This window comes from Enterococcus sp. 9E7_DIV0242 (assembly GCF_002140975.2).
Classification (GTDB): Bacteria; Bacillota; Bacilli; order Lactobacillales; family Enterococcaceae; genus Enterococcus_L; species Enterococcus_L clewellii.
The window spans coordinates 3,802,502-3,827,479 of sequence record NZ_CP147247.1; the positions used below are offsets into that span (position 1 = coordinate 3,802,502).

General features: G+C 37.7%; 24 protein-coding genes. 20 read left to right on the forward strand and 4 right to left on the reverse strand.

From position 1 onward, the window contains the following. The first annotated feature begins 6 nt into the window (after positions 1–6). The 4 genes from A5888_RS17805 to A5888_RS17820 are packed head-to-tail and all read left to right on the forward strand — an operon-like array spanning position 7 to position 3,686. A complete protein-coding gene (locus A5888_RS17805) occupies positions 7–798 on the forward strand; it encodes a PTS mannose/fructose/sorbose/N-acetylgalactosamine transporter subunit IIC (RefSeq protein ID WP_086350976.1) in 792 nt (263 codons plus the stop codon). After that, positions 782–1,603 (forward strand): PTS system mannose/fructose/sorbose family transporter subunit IID, encoded by an 822-nt coding sequence (locus tag A5888_RS17810; RefSeq protein ID WP_086351048.1) that lies wholly within the window; start codon positions 782–784, stop codon positions 1,601–1,603. The genes A5888_RS17805 and A5888_RS17810 overlap by 17 nt, the downstream gene beginning before the upstream one ends. A gap of 12 nt (positions 1,604–1,615) precedes the next feature. Beyond that, entirely contained in the window at positions 1,616–2,668 is a 1,053-nt protein-coding gene (locus A5888_RS17815; RefSeq protein ID WP_086350977.1) for an SIS domain-containing protein, read from the forward strand. A 13-nt stretch (positions 2,669–2,681) separates the two neighbouring features. After that, positions 2,682–3,686 (forward strand): SIS domain-containing protein, encoded by a 1,005-nt coding sequence (locus A5888_RS17820; protein WP_086350978.1) that lies wholly within the window; start codon positions 2,682–2,684, stop codon positions 3,684–3,686. Between the two features lie 193 nt (positions 3,687–3,879). Here the strand turns inward: A5888_RS17820 and A5888_RS17825 are convergent, their stop codons facing one another. Continuing rightward, on the reverse strand, positions 3,880–4,617 hold the full coding sequence (locus A5888_RS17825) for a hypothetical protein (protein ID WP_086350979.1): 738 nt from the start codon (positions 4,615–4,617) through the stop codon (positions 3,880–3,882). Between the two features lie 788 nt (positions 4,618–5,405). Between A5888_RS17825 and A5888_RS17830 the strand changes: the two genes are divergently transcribed. The 10 genes from A5888_RS17830 (at position 5,406) to A5888_RS17875 (ending at position 13,393) form a co-directional block, all read left to right on the forward strand. Next, positions 5,406–5,558: a hypothetical protein gene (locus A5888_RS17830; RefSeq protein ID WP_339101759.1), complete on the forward strand. Its 153-nt coding sequence runs from the start codon at positions 5,406–5,408 to the stop codon at positions 5,556–5,558. 166 nt (positions 5,559–5,724) lie between these two features. Beyond that, positions 5,725–6,258 (forward strand): ClbS/DfsB family four-helix bundle protein, encoded by a 534-nt coding sequence (locus A5888_RS17835; RefSeq protein ID WP_339101760.1) that lies wholly within the window; start codon positions 5,725–5,727, stop codon positions 6,256–6,258. A gap of 272 nt (positions 6,259–6,530) precedes the next feature. Continuing rightward, positions 6,531–6,731, forward strand: a complete 201-nt coding sequence (locus tag A5888_RS17840) for a cold-shock protein (RefSeq protein WP_086350983.1) — start codon at positions 6,531–6,533, stop codon at positions 6,729–6,731. 110 nt (positions 6,732–6,841) lie between these two features. After that, complete coding sequence (locus tag A5888_RS17845) at positions 6,842–7,066, forward strand: hypothetical protein (protein WP_086350984.1); 225 nt, start codon at positions 6,842–6,844, stop codon at positions 7,064–7,066. Between the two features lie 343 nt (positions 7,067–7,409). After that, the gene (locus A5888_RS17850) at positions 7,410–7,808 is read left to right on the forward strand and encodes a nuclear transport factor 2 family protein (protein ID WP_339101761.1); all 399 of its coding nucleotides are present in this window, start codon (positions 7,410–7,412) and stop codon (positions 7,806–7,808) included. A 4-nt stretch (positions 7,809–7,812) separates the two neighbouring features. Continuing rightward, on the forward strand, positions 7,813–8,163 hold the full coding sequence (locus A5888_RS17855) for a DUF3784 domain-containing protein (RefSeq protein WP_339101762.1): 351 nt from the start codon (positions 7,813–7,815) through the stop codon (positions 8,161–8,163). 384 nt (positions 8,164–8,547) lie between these two features. Next, positions 8,548–10,035: a flavocytochrome c gene (locus tag A5888_RS17860; protein ID WP_422389755.1), complete on the forward strand. Its 1,488-nt coding sequence runs from the start codon at positions 8,548–8,550 to the stop codon at positions 10,033–10,035. A 442-nt stretch (positions 10,036–10,477) separates the two neighbouring features. Further along, positions 10,478–11,215 (forward strand): response regulator transcription factor, encoded by a 738-nt coding sequence (locus tag A5888_RS17865; protein ID WP_249274559.1) that lies wholly within the window; start codon positions 10,478–10,480, stop codon positions 11,213–11,215. Beyond that, a complete protein-coding gene (locus A5888_RS17870) occupies positions 11,212–12,684 on the forward strand; it encodes a sensor histidine kinase (RefSeq protein WP_086350986.1) in 1,473 nt (490 codons plus the stop codon). The genes A5888_RS17865 and A5888_RS17870 overlap by 4 nt, the downstream gene beginning before the upstream one ends. Positions 12,685–12,772: 88 nt before the next feature. Continuing rightward, positions 12,773–13,393 carry a hypothetical protein gene (locus A5888_RS17875; RefSeq protein WP_086350987.1) on the forward strand — a complete coding sequence of 207 codons (621 nt, stop codon included), beginning with the start codon at positions 12,773–12,775 and terminating at the stop codon, positions 13,391–13,393. A 102-nt stretch (positions 13,394–13,495) separates the two neighbouring features. On the opposite strand, the gene A5888_RS17880 is transcribed toward A5888_RS17875, so the two are convergent. From A5888_RS17880 to A5888_RS17890, 3 genes are all read right to left on the reverse strand, one after another. Then, positions 13,496–15,433, reverse strand: coding sequence for a heavy metal translocating P-type ATPase (locus tag A5888_RS17880; protein WP_086350988.1), 1,938 nt, complete (start codon positions 15,431–15,433; stop codon positions 13,496–13,498). Positions 15,434–15,913: 480 nt separating this feature from the next. Further along, on the reverse strand, positions 15,914–16,102 hold the full coding sequence (locus tag A5888_RS17885; RefSeq protein WP_086350990.1) for a hypothetical protein: 189 nt from the start codon (positions 16,100–16,102) through the stop codon (positions 15,914–15,916). 708 nt (positions 16,103–16,810) lie between these two features. Further along, entirely contained in the window at positions 16,811–17,914 is a 1,104-nt protein-coding gene (locus A5888_RS17890) for a tyrosine-type recombinase/integrase (protein WP_339101763.1), read from the reverse strand. Positions 17,915–18,267: 353 nt separating this feature from the next. Between A5888_RS17890 and A5888_RS17895 the strand changes: the two genes are divergently transcribed. From A5888_RS17895 to glf, 6 genes are all read left to right on the forward strand, one after another. Then, the gene (locus A5888_RS17895) at positions 18,268–19,377 is read left to right on the forward strand and encodes a CDP-glycerol glycerophosphotransferase family protein (RefSeq protein WP_086350991.1); all 1,110 of its coding nucleotides are present in this window, start codon (positions 18,268–18,270) and stop codon (positions 19,375–19,377) included. A 3-nt stretch (positions 19,378–19,380) separates the two neighbouring features. Beyond that, on the forward strand, positions 19,381–20,139 hold the full coding sequence (locus A5888_RS17900) for a WecB/TagA/CpsF family glycosyltransferase (RefSeq protein ID WP_086350992.1): 759 nt from the start codon (positions 19,381–19,383) through the stop codon (positions 20,137–20,139). Between the two features lie 168 nt (positions 20,140–20,307). Next, entirely contained in the window at positions 20,308–21,492 is a 1,185-nt protein-coding gene (locus A5888_RS17905) for a CDP-glycerol glycerophosphotransferase family protein (RefSeq protein ID WP_086350993.1), read from the forward strand. Between the two features lie 328 nt (positions 21,493–21,820). Further along, positions 21,821–22,216: a glycerol-3-phosphate cytidylyltransferase gene (tagD, locus tag A5888_RS17910; protein WP_086350994.1), complete on the forward strand. Its 396-nt coding sequence runs from the start codon at positions 21,821–21,823 to the stop codon at positions 22,214–22,216. A 39-nt stretch (positions 22,217–22,255) separates the two neighbouring features. Beyond that, positions 22,256–23,779: a glycosyltransferase family 2 protein gene (locus A5888_RS17915; RefSeq protein ID WP_249274561.1), complete on the forward strand. Its 1,524-nt coding sequence runs from the start codon at positions 22,256–22,258 to the stop codon at positions 23,777–23,779. A gap of 66 nt (positions 23,780–23,845) precedes the next feature. Beyond that, positions 23,846–24,973 (forward strand): UDP-galactopyranose mutase, encoded by a 1,128-nt coding sequence (glf, locus tag A5888_RS17920; RefSeq protein ID WP_339101764.1) that lies wholly within the window; start codon positions 23,846–23,848, stop codon positions 24,971–24,973. Positions 24,974–24,978: the final 5 nt, after the last annotated feature.

A 24,978-nucleotide genomic window follows, 5' to 3' on the forward strand; every position in this document is an offset into this window, starting at 1 on the left:
GATGACATGCTTATACAGGCACTTTTGTTAGGGCTAGTGGCTTTCATTGCCCAGTCAGAATACGCATTAGGGACGTCCCTACTGTCACGCCCCATTGTTACTGGGTTGTTTACTGGTATAGTTCTTGGGGATATCAAAACAGGAATCATCATGGGCGCTACATTAGAATTAGCATTTATAGGTTCGTTTTCTGTTGGTGCATCGATTCCACCAGATGTTGTGACTGGTGGGATTTTAGGAACAGCTTTTGCCATTACTGCCGGAGCTGGCACAGAAACAGCACTGTTGCTTGGGTTGCCAATTGCAACATTAACATTGATTTTGAAAAATGTATATTTAGGTCTATTGATCCCAATCATGAACCATCGAGCAGATGCTTATGCGGAGGATGGAAACTATAAGGGAGTAGAACGGATGCATTTAATGGCTGGCTTTGGCTTATCACTGATGCTTGCCTTGGTCGTTGCAATTTCTTTCTCTGTAGGGAGCAATACCATCAGCGGCTTATTGGAGATGATTCCAGCATTTGTTCAGCATGGTTTGTCTGTAGCAACAGGAATTATTCCAGCGCTTGGGTTTGCCATGCTAGCAAGACTGTTGATCAACAAAGCGGTGGCGCCGTACTTTTTCTTGGGCTTTGTGTTGGTTGGTTATTTAGATATTCCAGTGACGGGAATTGCTATCATCGGTGCAATTATTGCTGTGATCGTGGTCAATTTGACAAGTATGACAAAACGAGCTGAGATGCCGGTACAAACAACAGGTGGGGAGGTTGTTGATGATGACGAAGATTTCTGATCAGGAAGCAAAGATAACGAAAAAAGAATTAAACAAAGTGTTTTGGCGTTCCTTCCAAATGGAGTTTTCTTGGAACTATGAGCGGCAGATGAATCTGGCCTATGTCTATGCCATGATCCCAATACTGAAAAAACTTTATAAAACAAAAGAGACAATGGCGGATGCACTTAAACGCCATTTAGAGTTCTTCAATACGACACCCCATATCGTCACATTGATTTTAGGGATCAACGCGGCGATGGAGGAAGAAAATGTCACGGACGAAGCCTTTGATGTTTCAGCAATCGATAGTATTAAGACCTCCTTGATGGGACCATTGGCCGGGCTAGGCGACTCCTTTTTCTGGGGTACCTTACGTCTGATTGCGACGGGTGTCGGTACTTCACTAGCATTGAAGGGCAACATTCTTGGGCCAATTCTATTCCTACTAATTTTCAATATCCCTCATATCATCTTGCGCTATCTGTTTACAGGCTGGGGGTATAAATTAGGAACGGACTTTTTAAAGAAAATTCAAAGCAATGGTATGATGGAAAGTCTGACATTAGGAGCATCAATTATTGGTTTGATGGTGGTGGGGGCAATGACGGCCTCAATGATTGAAATCAATATACCGTTAACGATTGGTTCTGGGGATGAAGCAGTGACAGTTCAGAGTATTTTTGATGATATTGTGCCAAATATCCTATCTCTTGGCGCGTTTGGTGCAGTTTTCTACCTACTCAAAAAAGAAGTCAAACCATTGGCAATTCTAGGTGGTATGGCAGTGGTCGGCATTCTAGGGGCGTGGATCGGTTTATTTTAAGGAGGACAGTGAATGGCAACGATGATGGATTATATCCATGAAGAAAAAGAGGTTTTGGAAAAGATTATTACAGCGTTTCAACTTGTCGAAACGCAGCAGGCAGCTAAAATGAAAAACTGTTTGATTTTAGCTACCGGCTCGTCCATGAATGCTTGTATGGCGGCGAAATATTACATGGAAAAAACAGCGAAGATAACGATCGACATCCAAGAACCCTATCACTTTTTACACTATGGTCGCGTGAATGCTGCGGTTGATACAGTGATTGCAGTTTCTCAAAGTGGTAAGAGCGCCTCGACAATTGATGCAATCAAAATAATCAATCAAGAGCAAAAGGTTCGTACACTGGCACTGACCGCAGTAGTAGATAGTCCGATCACAGCTTATGTCGATGAAGTGATTCCATTAAATATGGGGATCGAAACAGTTGGTTTTGTGACGAAGGGATACTCGGCAACAGTGGCTACTCTGATGTTGTTAAGCATTGCAATGGCCAATGCTTCTGGAGAGATAACTGAGGAAGAAGTAGCAGGTAAGAAAAAGGACCTATTTTCGGCCATTGAAACTATTCCACAAATTATTGAAAAGACTGAAGCTTTCTTTTTGACTCACGAGGCTGAGTTCAGATTAGCCCAACGTTACATTAGCATTGGTTATGGTCCAAATTGGGGGACTGCAAAGGAATTTGAAACAAAATTTACAGAGACTGTTCGTGTGCCAAGTAGCGGTTTTGAGCTAGAGGCATATATGCATGGTCCTTATCTTGAAGCAGATGCTAGTCACCTTCTCTTTTTTATAGAAAATCATAGTCAGCAAGCAACTCGTTCACAGGCGCTGAATACGTATATGAGACAAGCTGTTGGCGAATGTTTGACCATCACCACAGAGAAATCTGAAGAAAAAAATGTTTTGGGATTAGATATGAAGGTGTCAGAAGAAATCAGTCCATTACTTCTGGTTGTTCCATTTCAGTTGTTGGCATATCGCATTGCAACAGCAAAAGGGATTGATTTAAGCCAAAGGATTTTCGATGATTTTGATGATGTACTTAAAAGTAAACGATGAAGGAGAAAACAAGATGTTGAAATTTGACGAACAAAAGCAAGTGAAGGATATCCAAGGAGCATTAGAATTGCGCCCGCAGGTAGAGCAAATCATTGATGAAATCTATGCTAAAGGTTTTGATAATATCTACTATTTAGGTATTGGTGGAACCTATGCTTCTGCTATGCAAGCTGTAACGTATATCAATGGTAAAAGCGATCTTCCTGTCTATGTGCAGCACGCCGCTGAATACTATACAACAGGGAACCGCAGATTGACAAAAGATTCGTTGGTTATTTTATCTTCTGTGACTGGTACGACGCAAGAGGTCGTTGAGGCAGTAGAGGAAATCAAAAAAGTTGGGGCAACCTTGGTTGGGTTTATTGATGCGAAAGAGAGTGTACTGGCTGAAAAGTGTGACAAGGTGGTTACGTATCCGGCACCGGGAACAGAGCAGATCAAGTTCTTTATGGTTGCGGATCGCTTGATGAAAAATAATGGGGAGTTTGAGGACTATGAAGCTTATTATAAAGAGTTAGATGAACATTTGGCCGTTGGCTTAGTGGAAGCAGAAAAGAAAGCAGATGCCTTTGGCCTAGCCTTTGCTGAAGCACATCGTCATGACCCGATGCACTATTTTATTGGAGCCGGCAATCAATGGGGCGCAGTTTATTCTTATGCAATGTGTTATTGGGAAGAGCAAAGCTGGCTGCGTTCTAAATCGATTCATGCTGCAGAGTTTCTGCATGGGACATTAGAGATCATTAATGAAACAACCGCGGTGACCTTATTCCTTGGTGAAGATGAGCAACGTCCACTTGCTGAACGTGTCGCGAAACTGTTGCCACGAATTTGTGCGAATTACACCTTGATTGACTCAAAGGATTACGAAGTGAAAGGTATCAGTGAAAAATACCGTGGCCGTGTGCTCTCATTTCTATTGATGCACTGTGTCACACAAAGGATTGACGCTCATGTTGAAAAACTAAATTGTCACCCATTAGATATCAGACGCTATTACCGCCAGTTTGAGTACTAGAAATAACAGACCGCCGATTTTTGGCGGTTTTTTTCGATTTGAAAGAATAATGTTATGTTGGTTCTAATTGAAAAGAACAAGCAGTGGATGAAATGTCGATTGAAAATGAGAAAAGGTGGGTGAAATTATTTCTCTAAAAAAGTTAAGGAGTCTAAGACATACATTTCTGTCTTACCCTCCTTATACGAGAATATCAATCTACTATAGAAAACTCAACAGAAACATCACGAACAGAAAGTGTGTCGCCTTCGTGAAGAATAAGTCCTAGAATCTCTTCACTATAGTTACTGGGATTTCCTGCTTCTGATTCTAGCTTTTGGATGATTTTTTTTGCTTCAATAGAAGCAATGTATTTTCGAAAAACAGAGCCTTCATCTTCAGATGTATATTGACTGACTGGACCGTATCCATCTCCAATGGGAACTAGATTATAAGTTCTGGGGAGTAAATCCCCTCCTTCTCCGACTGCAAGGTCCCCTGTTAGAATTTTTTTGTCATTGGATTGAACGGTTTTGCTAAATTCAATGGATACATCTTGGATTGTTATGACAGAGCCTTCTCGCAGAACAAGCCCTTGTACTTTTTCGCTATAGTATTCTGGCTTAGCGGATTCCAAATCAGAAGAGAGAATAGTTTCTTTTCCTTCTGTGGAAGCCATGTGCCTACGGAAGGAAGAACTTTCCTCTCCATTAAGATATAAACTAACAGGGCCATACCCAGCTCCGACAGCAACTAAATCATACGTATTAGCAGGTAAGTCACCATCTTTACCAATTGTTACTCTACCGGTAAAAGTTTTGATGGTACTTTTTTTTGAAGTATTCTTTGTTGAAGATTCAATCGAGTCTTTTGATGAATTTGTAGATTCTTTGGTAGTATTACAAGCGGAAAGTAAACTGAGTGATAGTAGTAGCAAAAATATTTTTTTCATTTGGAACACTCCCTTTTTTTGTACAACAATATTTTAAACAGAAAAAATTGTAACATAAAAAGTCAATGTTTCATATAGTATTTTACACTTGGACATAGCTTGCTAGAGCTACTTACCCATAACTTTTAAGTCAATCGCATTAAAAATGCAAAAACTAGCACTGATTTGCTATGTGAAAATTGATACAATGATTAAAAAGGTGGTACGAATAATGTTTAACATGACTACTATCGCGGATTGTAAATATAAAGAGAAAGTATTTTCTTTGGTAGGTTGCTGAAATTATAGACAATATGAAAGAGGATCTAGGGATGAGTAAAGAGAAAAAAGATGATCGCTGGAAAGAGTTTGATTTTAAGAGTTTTTGGAAGGTTTCAGGTTACGCGAAAAAAAGAATGCGAGGGCAGTTATTTTGATGCAGGCAATGTGGCGTATATTGAGGAGACATTGGGCTACAAACTTCCTGAGTCCTATCTTTCTTTTATGAAAAGACAAAAGAGTGGCATACCAATAAAAGGTAATTCTAGAACTGCTACACCGACAAGTTAGTCGGAGACAGGAGTGACAATCAGAGAGTTTTCCTATAGGATGCAGATCATAAGTAGTCATTTTAGTGAGTATGTGGATGAAAAGCTGATACGTGATGCGATAGATATGATGGCTGAATATTGCAGTATGGAAATCAAATTTTTTTACTGAAAAATCATCTGAAACATAGTTTTATGCAGTGTACGATGAAAGATAATGCTTGGCAGAGAATGTCTTTGGATGAAGTGAAGGAGCAGTAAATGGATAAAGAAAAAGCGAAAAGAAGAGTATCTTTTCATTCGTCAAGAAATGAGGATATTGAAAACTCGTTATGGGATAGTAGATTTGTTCGATTATTCAAAGGAGAAAGAGGCATTTCACGAAATAATTCAGCTTACATATTTATTAGCTGATGACTTACAAAAGGAACGACTGGAAAAAGAATATCGACTGAGAAAACAGAAGTCAAGAAAGCTAAAAAAGAAAATTACCTGTTGACTCATACCTTACGTAACGGTTTATAGTTTAGATAGAGCTTAATACGGCTATAAGCAATAGAAGAAAGAGGAGAGATGTAAAATGGCTAGACCAACAACAAAGAATGATCTTATTCAATCAGGAAATGAAAGCTTTGACAAATTGATGGAGTTGCTAGATTCATTGACGATAGAACAACTGACAGGTACATTTTCTTTTGATGTAGAAAAAGAAAAGGGGGAGCATTGGAAGCGTGACAGAAATATCCATGATGTGCTTATTCATTTGTATGAGTGGCAGCAATTATTGCTAGACTGGGTAGCTGCAAATAGAAATGGAGAGACAAAACAGTTTCTTAAAGAGGGCTACAATTGGAAATCCTACGGAGCGATGAACGTAGAGTTTATGGAAAAGCATAAAGACGGGACGTACGAAGAAGCATTAGCCCTTCTTAAGGAGAGTCATAAAAAGGTCATGAAATTAGCAGAAGAATTCTCAAATGATGAACTGTTTTCTAAAAAGGTATTTCCATGGGTTGGTGGTTCTACGTTAGGTAGTTATTTTGTCTCTACAACTGTTAGTCACTATGAATGGGCAACTAAGAAAATCAGAAAATATAAAAAATCTATTGTTTAAAAGTGACTGTAATAGAACGTCTATATTTTAAAAAATAAGTGAATTTTTGCATTCAGTTTTAAAAAAATAGTGAGAAGTAGTAAAATAAAACGTAACTATTTCTATATAATGCTATACTTATCCCCAAAAATAGTGTAGTATTAGAAGAGTAGTATAATTGATTGCTAAATTAAAAGGTCATTTCATTCATATTGAGTGTCTTATCTCCTCTTTTTTTATCACGAAGGTATTGCAAATAATGATTGTGCAGTGAGCACAAGGAGGAAGATTTTATGAATACAGGTACAGTGAAATGGTTTAATGCAGACAAAGGTTTTGGTTTTATCACGCAAGAGAATGGAACAGATGTATTTGCTCATTTTTCAGCAATACAAGGTGAGGGCTTCAAGAGTTTGGATGAAGGTCAAGCTGTGACATTTGATATAGAAGATGGTCAACGTGGACCACAAGCAGTAAACATTTTCAAGAACTAAAGTAGTCTATAAAAACGATCCAATTGTTTGGATCGTTTTTTCTTATATTATTGCTAAGTTACTGAGGAAATTGCAGGGAGTTTAGGTCAATAAGGAAAAGGGGCTAATTTATGAGCTTTTACGGACATAAACAAGGAATCATATCTGAAAAAGGGCAATCGTTTTTTGAAGGACAGGAAGTATCATTTATCTACAGAAAAGAAATGAGAACAGGTAGTATAGATGTGCTGAGAGTCAATTCCGCAGTGATCAGTATTAAGGATATCTTGAATCAAAAGGAACAAAATGAAAAAACCGTGGTCAATTATGAAAAGTTAATGGCAGTTTATAACTAGTTTTAGAAATCATTGCAAGAAATAGCTTTATATCGAGTAAATAAAGAGCAGTATGGACAGATGAAATCTCAGTAAAATCACTGAGGACTGATCTGTCCATTTTTTTATTGCAAGCAGATATAAAAAAATGAGGTCAAACTGTTTTATTTAATGATTCGATGAGATAATGGATAAAGAATATTTAAACTGAAACAATTAGGTAAGGAGGTTATGGCTGAAGTGGTCAGCTTCAAGCAATAAGGAAAAAAAGCTGCTTCTGCAACATCACTTATCCGGTTTTAAAGGATTGAGGCCTACTTATGTCACAGCCCCGAGTAAAACAATTATTTATAGGAGGTGGAAAATGAAAAAAACGGTGTTGGCATTTATAGAAGCTATCAATGAACAGAACGTACCTAGAATTATTCAAATGATGGCAGAAGATTTTTATTTTATTGATACTTATGGACATAAGGAAAACAAGGAACAAATGAAAACTGGCTGGCAAGGTTATTTTAATTGGTTTCCAGATTATGTTATTGAGGTAGAGGAATATATTGAAGCAGAAAAGTGTTCAATAATTATTGGCAAAGCAAGTGCATCTTATAAAGGGAAGAAATCAAGATACTGGCAAATTCCAGCTTGCTGGAAAGTAGCAGTCAAAAATAATCAAATTCAGCGCTGGCAAGTGTTTTGTGATTCTAAAAAACAATTAGATTCCATGCAAACACCTATTTTTGAAAATGAACAAAAAGGAGAATAGCGATATGGTGTCTGTTATCATGTTCATAGTACTGTTCAGTTTAGCTATAAGCTGCTTTATTCTTAGTTTCAAATTTAGAAAGGGGCAATGGTTATTATTGGTAGCGGGCTATAATGATTTACCCAAAAATAAGCGAGAAAAAATAGATAAGAAGCAGATAGGAAATCTAGCGAGTAAGAGCATTTTTGTAACAGGTATTTATCTTATGTACGAGGCAGTAGTTGTTCAATTATTACTATTTTCCTTCTTTGAAAATAAAGGCGTAGCATTGCTTTTGTTAGGCATTCCTACAATCTTATTTATTTTCTTTATAGTCAGACAAACAAAGTTAAGTGGTGCTATTTATAAAGAGTGACGTAGTCTTATCGGTTGGCTTTTCAAATCGCTATTGTGGCCGATGCATCATCTAACTATGGATAGTAGATTTATAGAAAAGTTATATTTAGGTTTTTGTGAGAGAAATAGAAACTAGATTAATATGTTTTTGGAAAAATTAGATTCCTATTTATTCTAAAAATTCGAGTGAAAAATGGAACCAATCTTTTATTGCTAGGAAAATAAACATCAGTTATACTGAATGATGGTAGAAAGAATCATTTTGATGAAAGAGAAGTGGAGATCGATTATTTGTTAGATTGTCTTGTTCAGTTCATCACAATCGAATCTATCATTATTAATTATTGGGGGAATCACAGTGAAGAAAAATGTGTTGAAAAAAGGATTTATTGGGCTTACAGCGATGTTCTTGCTAGGTGCGTGTGGGGCAGATTCAGCTGGAAAGGGTAGTACAGAAAAAAGCAAAGAAAGCTCTAGCTCTAGTTCTACTGAAGTAACCTCAGGTGCGTCAGCAACAGAATATACCGATCCTTCTGAGTTGAAAGACAGCTATGATATTATCATCGTTGGCGGTGGCGGAGCTGGCATGGCAGCGGCGTTGTCTGCAAAAGAAGAAGGTATGGATCCGGTCATTTTGGAGAAGCTGCCAGTAGCTGGCGGGAATACAATGAAATCTTCCGGAGGAATGAATGCTTCTGAGACGAAGTTCCAAAAAGAACAAGGAATTGATGACAGTAATGACCTGTTTTTTGAAGATACACTAAAGGGTGGAAAAGGGACAAATGATAAAGAATTGTTGCGCTATTTAGTTGATAATTCTTCGCCTGCGATCGATTGGTTGGATTCAATGGATATTACATTGGATAATATTAGCTATAGTGGTGGAGCAAGTGTGAAAAGAATTCATCGTCCGCATGATGGTTCTGCCGTTGGTGCATATCTTGTAGATGGACTTGTAAGAAATATCCACGAAAAAGAGATTCCATTATTTGTTAATACAGAAGTCACAAAAATTGTTAAAGAAAACGATCAGGTGACTGGTGTAGAGGTAGAAGTAGATGGAAAATCTAAGACGATTTCCGGAGATGCAGTTGTCATTACAACTGGTGGATTTGGTTCAAATAAGGAAATGATCGAGAAATATCGTCCAGAGTTGAAAGGCTATGTAAGTACGACATCAGAAGGTAGTACAGGCGATGGCATTCGTATGGTCGAAGAAGTAGGCGGAGCAGTTGTTGATATGGAGCAGATTCAAGTGCATCCGACTGTTGTACAAGATACTGGTATGTTGATCAGCGAAACAGTTCGTGGTGAAGGTGGTATTCTTGTTAATCAGCAAGGGGAACGTTTCTATAATGAATTGGAAACTCGCGACAATGTATCGAAAGCTATTACAGCTCTTCCGGAAAGCTATGCTTACCTTATCTTTGATGGTGCGTTAGCTGACCGTGCAAAACAAGTAGATTTCTACAAGGATCAAGGTGTGGTCATCGAAGGCAAAACGATCGAAGATTTGGCTAAAGAAATCGACATGACGCCTGAAACATTAAAAGAAACAGTGGATACATGGAACAAAGCAGTAAAAGATCAATCAGATACAGCATTCGACCGTACGACAGCAATGGATTATGATTTAACGACTGGACCTTATTATGCAATCAAGATAGCACCAGGAATCCATCACACAATGGGTGGTGTTAAAATCAATACTAAAACACAGGTTTTAGGAGAAGATAGTTCTGAGGTTAAAGGTCTATATGCAGCCGGAGAAGTTACCGGAGGTATTCATGGACAAAACCGTATTGGAGGAAATGCAGTAGCGGATATTATTGTTTTTGGTAGACAAGCAGGAACACAATCTGCTGAGTTTGCGGCTGCAGCGAAGAAATAAGCTTCCTTGTATAAGGTAGTTAGCAATAACAGAGATGTTTAGACTTGTCTTTGTTTTGAAATAGTAAAAGAAATGAACCATCGTAACAAAGAGAGAAATAGTGTAGGAATAGAGACAGAAATGTTCAGTTTCAAGTAGATACTTTTTACCAACTGAGGTCGTGATAAAAGCGGTTAGTGAACAAGTTTTCTCTACCTACCTGTCATTTGTTCGGTTTTAGAAAATAGCGTGGGAATAGCAAACGCCCATGCTATTTTTTGTTTTACTTAAAAATAGTCTATAATTTTACATGCGAAATCAAGCAAAGCTTGATCAGACGATATAAAGGGTAGCGCTCATAGTTAAAAATCAGCTTGTTGTCGACTATCTGTTAGGAAAGAAGAGACGTTAGATATAGACAAAGCCTATTGTATGCATGTATCCTATCAGTAAGAGGATTCTGTTGGATTTGAAAAATGGGATAACGAAGATTCAACTGAATGTTAAGGAGAGTATTATGGCAAAAGTATTGATTGTTGAAGATAATCGGCAAATCGTTGAGGTACTGAAAAAATATTTGAAGCATGCAGGGTATGAAGCGGATGCTGTTTATGATGGGAAAAGTGCCTTAGCTGCTTTTGAGCAACAACATTATGAATTGATCTTGCTAGACATTATGTTGCCTGAGCTGGACGGTTATGCTGTTTGTCAGGAGATAAGAAAGTCATCAATCATTCCAATTATTATGATCACTGCTAAATCAGAAGATGCGGATCGTATTCTGGGATTAGAGATAGGGGCGGATGATTATATCGTTAAGCCGTTTTCTTCGAAAGAAGTCGTTGCTCGTATCAACGCATTACTTAGAAGAATCCAATTTGAAAAAACGAATACAAAGAAGCAGTTCACATGCGGGGATATCCTTATTGATGTCGCATCCAAAGAAGTTACGGCAGCTGGTAATAGATTATCGCTGACGAAAAAAGAATTTGATTTACTGCTATTGTTTGTTCAGTTTCCTAAAAAAGTATTTACACGTGAAAACCTTTTAGACAGTGTTTGGGGCATAGACTATTTTGGTGATCCAAGAACAGTGGACAGTCATATGAAAAGATTGCGGGCAAAGCTGAAAGCTGGTGCTTCGATTTGCCATATCCAGACCATCTGGGGAGCGGGTTACGCATTTGAGGTGACCTCATGAAAAAACATATAGCTGGTCGTCTGATTCGCCTTTTCTCGCTATTACTGGTTGCAATGACAATAATAATCGGACTATTGTTTAGTGTGATTTTTTCAAAGCAAACAGAGGATTTGCATCTAGAGGAGATGACACATCGTGGGGAAGTTATTCAGACAACTCTGACAGAGTATTTTACCTCCAACGCAACTTCACGTCAGCAATCCTCTGGTAATCATAATGGGATGATGGGTTATGGGGCCTATTTGAATTTTATTGATCAGATCTCAGGGGATAGTGTTTGGGTCGTTGACCAGAATGGAGACACGCTTTTGAAAGGACAGCACCATAATCGGGCTGACAGCCGTGAGCCTCTTCCGAAAAATGCCGAAGACATGGTTGCAGAGGTCTATCAGACGAAAAAGGCTGTTTTGAAAAAGGCGGGTATCTTGCTTCAACTAAATACAGTGACTCATGCCTTACCAATCCTTGTTTCAGACGAGGTGGCAGGAGTGATTATCATGTATTCCGATGTGGCTTCTATCCATCAGAATCAGGCCAATGGTTATTTGATTTTGTTAGTTAGCTTGATTATTGCCTTGCTTGTCGGTATTTTAGTTTCAGTCAGATTGGCTAAAGGGTTTACTGCACCAATCAAAGAAATGGAAAGTTATACGAATACATTGATTGCAGGACACTATCCACCAGCGTTGACTATTCATACAGAGGATGAACTAAATGAGTTAGCAGATCGATTATCTATTTTAAGTCATCGTCTTGAAAAGGCCGAAAAGGCACGGAAAAATAAAGAACAAGATGAAAAAGAGTTCCTATCTCAAATTTCTCATGAACTACGAACACCAGTCATGGTTATGAAAAGCTCTTTAGAAGCTTTAACAGATGGTTTGGTTGATTCCCCAGAGGAACAAAGAAGTTATCACAAACAGCTGTTGAAAGAAGCGGATTATTTGGAACGATTGGTCAATGATCTATTAGAATTGAGCCGGTTACAAGCTGTTGGCTTTTCTTTGGTGAAGGAATCTGTTGATCCGTTAGAAGTTGTTGAAGATGCCGTTCGTTCTTACCGTTTGAAATTTGCTGAAAAGCAGCAGGCATTCGTTTTCGATAATCAGCTGACTGCACCGATATATCTTGAGGGCGATCAAGGGCGACTGACACAGCTTTTGAAAAACCTTTTGGAGAATGCGTATAAGTATAGTGAGCCAAATACTAGAATCAAGTTATTGCTCGAAAAAGTGGAGAATCAATTGCATGTACAGTTGATTAATCCAAGTAGTCAGGGCATTATTTTGGATAAGAAGGAGCTATTTCAAGCATTTCATCGTGGAGACAGGACTTCTGCCGAAGAAGGAACAGGTCTGGGATTGGCGATTTGCCAGCAAATCGTGCAGCGACATTCAGGAACGATCACGATTAAGAATACCTCTGATCATCAGGTTATTGTAGATATTTATTTTCCAATTCAGAAGTGAAATCAGATGATAATTTTTGTCCTTTGCCATAGTTTTGTCACACTTTCCTTCTAAACTTAGAGGTGAAGAAGGAAAGTGAGGTGAGAACATGAAAAAAGTTTTGGTTATAGCAATGGTTTTAGCAGTTAGTGTTATTGGTGTCAGTATAGGAAGTACAACTGCAGATAGCAGAGTGTCTGAGCAGGTTGGTGGGATTGCCTGTACTACGGCCTATAGGTCAGGGAGTCGAGTGACAGAAGGAAGCAAGAGAATGACACACTTGATCAGTACGCTGAGAAAAAACAAGGCTGAACGAAGTAAAGCTGTTGAAAGTCAAGGGAATACGGGACAAGTAGTACCAACTGTTCAGGAGCAGCTGCTGACACAAGAGGAGGTGCCTGTAGTAAATAGCACAGAAGAAGAACCGATAGAAACACAGGAAGCTACTCCATCAGCTGACGTTTGTGATGGTCGGTTTCATAACAATGGTATTTGTGATGGCTCATGTGTAGGTAATGCTGAGGTGACGAACTATGGACATCATATGGGCAACGGCACGGGTATCTGTGATGGAACAGGCCACGGCAATGGCATTTGTGACGGTAGCTGTATCAACTCCGGAAATGACGGTGCTACTCAGGCTGGCGGCAATGGAAATAGTCAGGGCGTTGGCAGTTATGGTCATTCATCCTCTCATGGAAATGGTCACGGCAATGGGCATCGTAGATGAAAAAACAGGTGGTACTGTACGTATTGAATGTACAGTACCACCTGTTTTTCATTAGTGATATAACTGTTGAAAGTGAACGATTATCTGTAGAACCTATACGTTTTATTTATCCATAGGTAACAGCATCCGTAAGCCGTTCAATATAACCAGCAGTGTGCTGCCTTCGTGAGCAATGACGCCAATCGCGATATCCATTTTGCCAAGTAGATTTAAGATGACTAATAAAGCGACGATAAACATAGAGAAGGCAATATTCTGCCAAACAATTGTATCCAATCGTTTAGAAACTTTGTGTGCATAACTAAATTTCTTTAAATCATTTTTCATTAATACAGCATCTGCGACATCGATTGCGATGTCTGTTCCATCACCCATAGCAAAACCGATATCAGCGGTAACTAGCGCCGGAGCATCATTGACACCATCACCAAGCATAGCAGTCATTCCGTATTTTTTCTGTTGTTCCTGAATGATTTGAGACTTGTTTTCTGGCAGTACATTTCCAGCTACTTCATCGATGCCTAAAAGGTCGGCAACCGCTTGGCCCGTCGCGACAGCATCTCCGGTGATCATGGTTGTATGGATGTTTTGGCCTTTCAAATAAGCAATCACTTGTTTTGCTTCTGGATTTGGCACATCCATCATTGCAATCAAGCCAACAACCGCTTGATTTTCGCTGAAATAAATCACGGTTTTACCTTCAAGAGCATACTGTTCTTTTTTTCTGTCAATAATTGGAGGCACTTGTTTGAAAAGATCAGGTTTACCAATTTGGTAATGACGTCCGGCTGTCGTTGCGGATAAGCCTTTTCCAATTTCATTTGTAACGTCTAGCTCCAAGGTATTGTTTGCTGGAAATTTTTCCAGGATTGCTTTTGCTAAAGGATGGTTTGCTGTTTTTTCCATAGAGGAAAGAATCGTCAACCATTCTTTTTCAGTCTGTTTGTTTTCTGTTTGGAAGTAGTAGTCTGTTACTTTCGGTTTCCCCTCTGTCAATGTCCCTGTCTTATCAAAGGCAACAGCTTTAATATCAGCTAAGTTGGCAAGAAAAGCCCCACCTTTAAATAGAACCCCACGTTTTGCTAGATTGGAGATCCCAGATAAGGTTGCTGGAACAGCACTGGCTGCCAACGCACATGGAGAAGCAGAAATCAGTAAGACCATCCCACGATAAAAACTGAGTTCCCAGCTCCATCCAAGCAAGAAGGGAGCTGCTAAGATAAATAGTGGAACAATGATCAATACTGCTGTTACATAAGTTGGTTCAATTTGTTTAATCTTTGTCGCAGTTTTTGACAAGTTAGATTGTGATTGCTCCACGAGTTGAATAATTTTGGCAAAGACTGTGTCCTTACTATCTTTAGTGATTTCCATCGTGAAAGAGCTGCTGCCATTGATCGTACTACCGAAAACAACATCTCCAGTAGTTTTTTCTTTCGGCATACTTTCACCATTGATCGATGCTTCATCGATCACAGCTGTTCCTTTTAGAATAATTCCGTCTGTAGGGATTTGGTCGCCATTAAGTACTTGCAGTGTGTCGCCAATTTTGAGGGAAGAGACAGGTACTAGCTTTGTCGTTCCATCGCTTTGTAGCAGACGCGCTTCGGTAGGATTCATCTTCAAGAGATTCGTAATTTCGCGTTTACTTCTTCCTTCAGCATAGTCCTCAAGAAAATGAGCACCGGCAAAAATAAGAATCAGAAGTGCTCCTTCATCAAAATCACCAATGATTGATGCGCCGAGTGCGGCTAAAGTCATCAAGATGTGTACGTTCGGTGTAAATTTTTTCTTTTTGATAGTATCTGTAAAAGTTTCTCCGAAGCCTTCAATAATTACATGGTGCCCAGCTGCTAGCATAGAGAGAATATAGAGAATAGTGCGAACCAAGCTGTCTTCAGGTACAAAGAATGCGGCAAGATAGAGTAGGACTCCTGTAAAAAATAAGATAATTGGCATGTTTCCATGATTATGTTCATGAGAACAACCTGTGTGATCATGATTGTGGGTATGGGTATTTTTTTCGTGTGTATGTTCCATTGTATTCTACCTTCTTTCGTTAATTAAATAGGAATGGTTTTGATTTATATATGAATGATCGTTCATGTTTCCATGCTTATTATATATGAATGTCTGTTCATGTGTCAAGAGGAAATATTTATAGTAGAAAGAAAGGTAGTAGTCGTGTGTTGATGGGGATGGTTAAAAAGGAAGGGAGTAGGGAATCGGTTTAATAAAAAAACTGTGGGATAAACCTTTGCAAAGAAGCTTAACAGAAAGATAAATAGACCCAATGCAGCTAAAAACCAGAGAGCATTAGGCTATTTAAATATGATATTTTATTATCTATAAAAGAAATATATGACTCTAAAGAAGTTTTTCAAAATCTTCTATAGTTATAGGTGTAGGTTGGAAGGGAGTCAATTTTTCTTCTTCAATTAATCGTTCAACTTTAGAGATAAAAGTCTCGATATCATCATCTGCATCAACAGTAACAAAATCACCGAAGGCATATTGCCACTATCTTAGATTCAATAGTTTTTGAATGACTTCAGGCTTAACTCGAAACTTTATAATTTTTGCAGGAATACCACCAACAATAGTGTAAGGTGGAACGTCTTTTGTAACAAGGAAACCAGCAGTAATAACCGCGCCATCCCCAACAGTTTTACCTGTTGAAGAAAAAGTAACATTTTGCAATCCAAACATCGTTACCAATTACTATTGGCAAGTCGCTTATTATGGGATTTGGGACTGTTTTGTGCGTATAATCTATATCCTCAAAATATGTAGATGCAGAACAACTTTTTTTCATATGTAATACTGGAAGTAGTGAATTGATTAATAGGGTGATTTGTTCCTAATCTTTTGACGCCTGGAGCTATAGAACAATATCTCCCTACGATTGTATTAGTTTGTTCGTTTTGTATATAGCACAAAAAAATCCTGTTCATATCTTTTAGCAAGATACTGGATTAAATTGCCATCAGTAAAAGAAAAGCTCATGATGTATAGTACAGAGACTTTCCTTCTGAGGCTGGCAATAAACGCAGTATCGTAAGATAACAGGAGTTAAAAAAACTTATGCAACTGCTTTTCAAAAATAAGTTACCATTCCAGTCATATCCTTCTGTCTCCTTGTTAGAATCAGGTGATTTTCAAGCTTTTGACTAACCTACTTTCAAACTTTCTGCTACACTCTCAATTAATACAAGACGAATAGAAGTTAAAGATTATTAGAATTCATAAGTCACAGATCTTCTATCTTGTTTTGTGTAAAAACAAGAAAAACTGCTACAATTTCAGTTACAGAGGTCTTTTGGTTAGTTTTTGACGATGATTTTGACGGTGCAAATATCGAACTAATCCTCTGATAAAATACTGAAATTGAGCAGCTACCTTATAAAATAGATGTATCTAATTATTGAATTTATTGACTATTTCTCTTTGATCGCTCAAAAAACTACTAGTGTAGGTGTCTAAAGTCATTTTTATTGATGAATGTCCCAACATTGCACTTACTGCAGCAATGTTGCCTCCTAGTGCAATGCAACGCGTTGCAAAACTATGTCGCAAGGCGTGGAAAGTTCCATATTGAATACCTAAACTCTTTTTAAGTTGAGAGAAATGATAATTTATGATTCTAGGTTCCATTCGAGTATGATTCTGAGTCTGTATTACATAAGAAGATTTTACTTCTTGAGTTATTGCTAATTCTGATAATATCTGATGCAAATTTTGTGTTAGAGGGATTGTTCGTAATCCCTTGATTGTCTTAGGACTGCCCTCTATTAATTCAGTCTTAGCACCTTCTGCTTGACTAGAAACCCTTTGAACTGTTCTTCTTACATGCAAAACAGATGTTGAAAAATCAATATCCTCCCATTTTAATCCACAAATTTCTCCAATTCTCAGGCCGGCTTCCAATGCTAGTAGAACGGGTAAGTATTTCTGATTTTTTTGACTGATTTCAAGCATTTTTTTTTGGTCATCCCAAGGGAATGCCTCTACTTTTTTTTGACAGGTTGAAGGTAGTTCGATATCTATACAAGGATTACTAGATATATATCCTCTTCCTTTGGCAGCTTCAAGACAACTGTTTAACAATCGGTAAATCAAACGAACCGAACTTACCCCTAAATTACTGGATAGTATTTCGATTGTTTTTGAAATATCTTTTGCAGCTATTTTATCTAATTGCTTATCTCCTAAGTATGGATGTAAATGTACACGCATTTTATTTTCATAGCTTGTGTATGTGCTAGGCTTAATTTGATTTCCTTTGATATTTCTTAACCAGTATTCTCCCCAATCTGCAAAAGTTCCAGAATATTTTTTTAGAGGTATTTTTTTTTGGAAATAGTAATAATTTTTTCTTTCTATGATTTTCTTTTTAACCGAGCGATAAGATTGACCATAAATATATCCGTAATGTAATGACCCATCTTCCTTACGTGCTTTGGGGTAGCGGCCTTCCCAACGACCATCTTTGCGCTTATAAATATTTTCTCCTTTTGACATACTACGTTACTTCACCCTTTCTTTGACGGCTGACTTGACGGCAGAAAAAGACAATATACTGTTCTAAAATTCAAAAATATACAGAATTATCTATTTTTCACCTAAAATCATTCATAAAAAAAACAAAATCCTTACTTGTAATGTTGATTTTTATCTTTATAATGTGTAGAATTTAGTTAATATAAAGATTTAAACCTCTTTATTAACTAAAAGTAAGGAATAATTTTAATTACCGCATCTTGTTTTTACACAAAACAAGATACGCAATTGTTTTTAATAAAAATTTATTCCAGTTCGGAAAAAGTACATATTGATTTAAAAGAATAATTGATGTTTACAAAAGGAAGAGTAATGTGATTTATTTGAAGTCTTTTTATTTATGGGCGTTGTGTGGGTTACCCAAGCCCCAAAAGCGAATTCCGATAGTCTATATCATGAGTTTTACAGCAAATGATGGTGGATTGATTCGTCGTTTAGCAGAAATATACCAAAATGATTTCGCTGTTTTTTATACACCTAGGTCAAAAGCTTATGCGGAAGAATTGGCTCATTTGGGCGTTCAAATACTTCCTTATACACCATGGCAACTTCTTTTCAGAAATCGCATCGGGTTATTGAAAAATGCGCAAGTAATTCTCGTGGATAACTACTTTTCCGAGCTCTCCCTGTTGAAGAATGGACAAGCAGTGATTCAGCTATGGCACGCGATTGGGGCTATCAAAAAATTTGGTTGGGAAGATCCTCAGACTCAGTTGCGTGGGCAAGCAGACAGGCGACGGTTTCAGCGTGTCTATGATCAGTTTACAGATATCGTGGTCGCCTCGGAAGCTATGGGGAAGGTTTTTCAGCGAAGCTATCGCGTCTCGCCGGAAGTGATTCGGTATTTGGGGGTACCGAAGACGGACGAGTTATTGGCACAAGCGATTGAAAGTAAGGATTCAAAAGCAGCGTATATCCTGTATGCGCCGACCTATCGTAAGACGCCAGTTCAGATGGAGGCGGTTCTCAAGCAGGCGTTGACGGTTTTTGCCCAGTTTCCAGAGAAACAGTTTTTACTGAAGCTTCATCCGGCAGCGACGGATCAGTCGTTGCCTTTACCGGAGAATGTTCGTTTGACGACAGTTCCCTTGGAACAGCTTTTTCCTCAAGTAACGTTGTTGATTACCGATTACTCTGCCAGCGTGTTTGAATTTCTACTATATAAAGAGATCCCCTATGTTTTGTTTTTTGTACCGGACAAAGCACAGTATGAACAACAACCGGGGATTCAGGACGGGGTTTGGGACACCGTTCCGGGAGGAGTCGCACCAACGGCAGAAGCATTACAGGAAATGCTTAAAGAAGAAACATACAAGAATGATGCCAAACAAGCAAGAGTATTCCATGACTCATGGCATACCTATAACGATGGAGAGAGCATAAATAGAGTGTTGGCGTTGGTTGAGGCCAGAAAAAAGGGGTAAAAAATGAAAACAGAGTATTTAGGCGGATTACCGGTTGATGTCCTGAGGTATGAGGATATCACAGCGGATATTCCAAACTATTTGGCTGAACAAAAGAAAATGATCATTACCAGTGTGAATCCACAGATCACCTTACAGGCTTATGAGCATGAAGAGGTGTTTCAGTATATTCATCGAGCGACGCATCGAATCGCGGATGGCATTGGGATCGTGAAAATGTCTAAATGGATGGGCGGAGAAATACGAGAACGGATCACGGGAATCGAAGTGATGGATCGTTGCTTGGTGTATGCCAATGCGCATGCCTGCCGCATCTTTCTTTATGGTGCCCAAAAAGAAGTGGTGGAAAAAGCAGCCGCAAACATTAAAAAGCAATATCCTAATCTCGTGGTGGCTGGTCATCTCCATGGCTATACTGCAAAAAATGACCAACGGATCGTTGAGCTGATCAATCAAGCGCAACCGACCTTTCTTTTCGTGGCACTGGGCTCACCGAAACAGGAGATATTTTTGGAACGAAATGTTGACCAGCTGAGTGCTAGTGTCTATCTGAATGTTGGTGGGACTTTTGATGTGCTATCAGGGATGGTAAGGCGCGCCCCTGATTTCTTTATTAAGCATAATATCGAATGGCTCTATCGCTCCATCAAATACAATCGGTACGATCGTCTCGTTCAGATTCCTCAATATATTTGGAAGGTGTTAAAAATGAAACGAACCAAGGCGACGCATAAAAAGCCAAAACAAGAGAAGAATCATTGAGTTTTTGAACATGCCGTATTTGATTAAATGAACGATAGTCTAAATGTCCAGTATTATACAAGTTGAGCGTTTATAGGCAGCCTTGTGTCTGTTGATTACTAGTCCTCATTTATGGCTGAAAGTCTAAATGAAATTTGTGGAGTACACCTGAGTTGGGAGAAGAATTACATGCGCAAACGCATAGAAACTGTTTATCATAGCATTGTTAAATGTTTATTTTTTATTTTAGGTTATTTTCCTAAAAAGAAGCTGCTATTTTTTGAAAGCTTTCATGGCAAACAATACAGTGATAATCCTCGAGCTATTTATGAGTATGTTCGCAATAATCACCCAGACTATCAATGTATATGGGCGGTAAAGAAAGGCTATGAAGCTTATTTTGACAGCTACAAAGTTCCTTATGTTCGACGATTGGGGGTGCGTTGGTTGTTGACGATGCCCAGAGCGACATACTGGATTTTTAACACTCGCATGCCCTCATGGATGAAAAAGAGTCAACACACTGTGTACGTTCAAACTTGGCACGGGACGCCACTAAAAAAACTAGGTCTTGATATTGAAGCAATCAAAATGCCGGGAATAAATACAGTGGAATACCAACAGGATATTATTCAAGAGGCATCTCGATGGGATATTCTGATTTCTCCAAATGCATATAGTACTGAATGCTTCAGAAGTGCTTTTGCCTATGAAGGAAAAATTCTTGAGACTGGTTATCCCAGAAATGATGTATTGGTACGTACTGAAAACAAAGAAGCATACATACGTTCAATAAAGAAAAAGCTAGGCATTGAAGAAAAGAAAAAAGTGATTTTATATGCGCCAACTTGGAGAGATGATCACTATTTTTCTCAAGGAGCCTATCGCTATGAGAACCATTTTCCTTTTCAGGAAATGTTACATGCGGATAAGGATCTGGTGATTGTTACACGCCTACACTATCTTATTGCTGAAAAATTGGATATTTCTTCCTATGGTTCGGCTGTCATTGATGGCTCTGCTTACGAGGATATCCGAGACTTATATATGATTGCCGATATTTTGATTACAGATTATTCATCGGTCATGTTCGACTTTGCTCTGACAGATAAGCCGATGCTGTTTTATATGTATGATTACAAAAACTATGAAGAAGCTATTCGAGGTTTTTATTTTGATCCTCATACAATTTTACCGGGACCAATTGTAATGGAAGAAGAAGTGTTAGTTTCTGAGGTTTTAGCCATTCTCAATGGAACTGCATTAGAAAATGATATTAGGTATTCTCAATTTAAGCGCCAATTTGTTCATCTATCTGAAACAAGTAGTGCCGAGGAAGTAATAACTTATGTCTTTGGGATGGAAAGTAAATAGATAGCTAGTCACTTGTTTTTTTAGTCAGGTAATAAAATGAAAAGGTTGTAGGAGGAAAAAGATGTCTATCTTAGTGTTGGGTAGAGCAGGATATATAGGTTCTCATGCGCTTCGTCAGTTACCAAAAAGATATTATTCTGATTAGAAGTAGCATAGGGCTCATACTAAAGAGGCTAGCGAAAAAATGCATGAAGTAGTGGGGAAGAAATAACAGGCTATTGTAATATCGGCTAGTTAGAATTTGTATATGTAAATGACTAAAAGTACATTTACAGACCCAATATTTTGACTAGAGCTAGTACTTAGTACATAAGGAAGAAGTGAAGGAATGAAACGTTTAATTACTTATGGAACTTTTGATCTGCTTCACTATGGACATATCAATCTATTGCGGCGTAGCAGAGAGTTAGGTGACTACTTAATTGTGGCACTATCAACAGATGAGTTCAATTGGAATGAAAAGCAGAAACAAACTTATTTTTCCTATGAGAAACGAAAGCAGTTGCTTGAAGCTATCCGTTATGTGGATCTAGTGATTCCGGAAGAAAATTGGGAACAAAAAGTATCAGATATAAAAAAATATCATGTAGATACCTTCGTCATAGGAGACGATTGGACTGGGAAATTTGATTTTATTAAAGAAGAAACAAAAGCTGAGGTTATTTACCTGCCTCGCACGCCAGAAGTTTCTACTTCACAAATAAAAAAGGATTTAAATCAATAATCTGTAGGATTAATGAGAGAGCTAAATGGAGGAACGAAGTTGAGAAAAGATATTAGTGTTAAAGAGGAATTTAAGGATTATCAGTATCTTTTAGATGATGTTTCTTGGAAGGAAGAGTTGTCTGATTTTGAGTTATACACCTCAAAGATTGTGGTTTCTGAACCAAAGGTATCTGTAATTATTGCAAATTACAATAATGGCCCTTACTTAAAAAAAATGATGGATTCGTTAGTGAATCAGACCCTTGATATTAATAATATTCAAGTTATGTTTATTGATGATTGTTCAACGGACAACTCAATTGAAGTAATTAAAAACTATATTGCCTTTTATCCAAATCTTGAAATTTATCAGCTAAAAGAAAACACTGGTGGTGCTCATGGTCCTAGAAATGTGGGAATTATGAATGCGCGTGGTGAATATTCTGTATTTCTTGATTCTGATGATTGGTACGATTTAAACGGGTTGAAATATCTATCCGATTTGTTGGATGAATCTGGTGATGATTTTGTAGTTTCTGGTTTAGTTCAAAGTGTTGATGGATATTTATCGTTAAAAAGCAAACCTTATTATAGTGACGGAGATTTTAAAAATCGTTCTATCCAGGAATTGCCGACAGAATTTTATGGATGGCTTGGCCCACAAGCAATTATGGTGAGGACATCTTTAGTTCATGATAATAACTTGCATTTTGTTAATCAGCGTGTAGCAGATGATGTCACCTTTTTTTATGAAGCTCTACGGCTGTCAAAAACAATTACTCAGGGAAAAGAATTGACTACCTATCTTAATCGAGATGCCGATAATGATAGCTTGAGTAAATCAATTAATCGAACATTTATGATTTCATGGTTGAGGGCATTAGGCTATATTAATCAAGAATTTCCAGACGACTCTTCGAAGGAACGAATGATTTCCAGACGCTTAGAATGGTTGATCTATGATTTTTGTATTAGACGTGGTACAGGCTACAAGTTTAGTAAATCAAGGCTGTTAGATTTCAAAGAACAAATGGATTTGTATCTAGGTAAGTTGAACTTTGATCCGAGTATCCATTTTAGAAGTGATGTCCGTCAGGTCATTTGGAAATTTTTGAAGCAGAATGATATTGATGGTCTGTATTTCTTCATACAATGCCAGGCTATACGTTGGGTATTGGTTAATAAGTTGGGAATAAAGAAAAAGATAGGAAATAGTTACTTTTACCCATCGCTACTAAATAGACTACCTAAAATTCGTTTGAATGCGTATGCGATAGCTGAAAGTTTTTCTGATAATCAACTGATAGTCAAAGTGTATACTCATCAAAAGGTTATTGGTTTTGAAGCAAGAAATCTGAAAGAACCATTTAGTAAAAGAAAAAGAGTGCCTTATAAACAAATTTCTGATACTGATTATCAAGTAACAATACCGACTGATTATATTGATAAAGAAAATAGATTTACAGTTGTTTTTGATAATTATTTAGAAGTAGGTATTCAAAACTTTAAACGGATATACAAAGAAAACACTGAGGTTGCTATCAACAAAACGAATGTGAATGATGGTCAACAAAGAAATTGAAAAAAATTTCAGCAGTGACACTATTTCATAAATAGTAGCCATTAACTGATGGAGGAAGTTATTTTTATGAAATACAACAAAAAAAACTATGCTTATCTGATTGTTGGATCAGGACCGTTTGGGGCAATTTTTGCTTATGAAGCTGCAAAACGTGGCAAAAAAGTGTTAGTGATTGAAAAACGTAATCATATTGGTGGAAATATGTACACGCATAAAGAGCATGGGATTAATGTTCATGACTATGGTGCGCACATCTTCCATACAGATAATAAAGAAATTTGGGAGTATATTAATACCTTCAGTGAATTCAACGGGTATATTAATCAAGTTGTTGCAAACTATAAAGGTGAATTGTATAATCTGCCATTTAATATGAATACTTTTTATCAAATGTGGGGAGTAAAAACTCCAGAAGAGGCAAAAGCAAAGATTGCAGAACAGCGTGAACATGCTGGGATTACTCAGACTCCTAAAAATTTAGAAGAGCAAGCGATTAGTTTAATTGGTACAGATATTTACGAAAAATTGATTAAAGGGTATACCGAAAAACAATGGGGAAGAAAAGCAACAGAATTACCAAATTTTATTATTAAACGATTACCGACACGTTTTACGTTTGATAATAATTATTTTAACCATCGCTATCAAGGAGTACCAATCGATGGGTACACGCCAATTTTTGATAAATTATTGGCTAGTGAGTTGATTGATGTGGAATTAAATACCGACTTCTTTTCTGAAAAAGAAACCTATTTGGCCGAGTTTCCACGTGTTGTGTACACTGGAATGATTGATGCATTCTTCGATTATATGCATGGTGAGCTAGATTACCGATCTGTTCGTTTTGAATCTGAAACGTTAGAGTCAGATAATGCTCAGGGAAATGCAGTAATTAACTATACTGATGCTGAAACACCCTATACTCGTGTAATGGAATGGCGTCACTTTGATCAAAAAGCTGATAATAATAAAACAATTTTGACTCATGAATATCCTCAAGATTGGGATCGCTCAAAAGAGGCTTACTACCCAGTAAATGATGAAAAAAATTCTGATATTTTCAAAAAATATAAATTGGAAGCAAAGCAGTATGAACATGTAATTTTTGGTGGACGATTAGCCAATTATCAATACTATGATATGGATCAGGTGTTTAGTGCGGCACTAAAGGCAGTTAATCAAGAGTTCAAATGATTTAT